General features: G+C 71.6%; 1 protein-coding gene. It reads right to left on the reverse strand.

The features are described 5' to 3' along the window. Positions 1 to 669: tyrosine-protein phosphatase (locus E1266_RS37560; RefSeq protein ID WP_132055368.1), on the reverse strand; the 669-nt coding region annotated here is incomplete at its 3' end. Positions 670 to 730: the final 61 nt, after the last annotated feature.

Here is a 730-nt window from a genome sequence, read left to right on the forward strand (position 1 = left end):
GGGGAGGTGGGAGTCGGCGGGGCGGGAGTCGAGGTCGGCGGCGTAGGTGTCGCTGGCGCGGAGGCGGCTCAGGACGGCGTCGATGCGGTCGCCGGTCTGGGCGTAGTCGGCGACGATGGCTTCGCGGGTGACGCCGGCGGCGTCGAGGGCGAGGGCGCAGACGACGCCGGTGCGGTCCTTGCCGGCGGCGCAGTGGACGAGTGCGGCGCCGTCGGTGCGGGTCATGACGCGCAGGGCGGTGACGATGGAGTCGCCGCGGTCGTTGAGGTAGCCGAGGTAGTGGCCGGTGGGGCGGTCGGGTCCGGGGCTCTGGGCGGTGCCGTTCTGCCAGGGGAGGACTTTGTCGATCTCGACGGTGTCGGCGGCGGCGTCGGTGTGGCGGCCGCCTTCGGGGAACAGGGACAGGTGGTGGACGGTGATGGACGGCACGCGGGTGAGGGGGCCGGGTCCTTCGAGGCGTACTTCGGCGCTGCTGCGCAGGTCGATGATGTTCTTGAGGGCGTAGTCGTCGAGGAGGAGCCGTACGTCGGTGACCGTGAGGTGCTGGAGGTTGTCGGAGCGCAGGATGCGTGCGCGGCGTGTGGTGCGTCCGTCGGTGGTGGGGAGTCCGCCGAGGTCGCGGGCGTTGACTGCTCCGTTGAGGTCGATCCAGCGCGTGCCGTCGTCCATGGTTTGTGACCCTATATGGCGGTTGCTGGGGGGAGTTTCCGGAGGGGGCGCGTTGCGGGGG

The sequence above is a fragment of the Actinomadura sp. 7K534 genome, from assembly GCF_004348575.1.
Lineage (GTDB): Bacteria > Actinomycetota > Actinomycetes > Streptosporangiales > Streptosporangiaceae > Spirillospora > Spirillospora livida.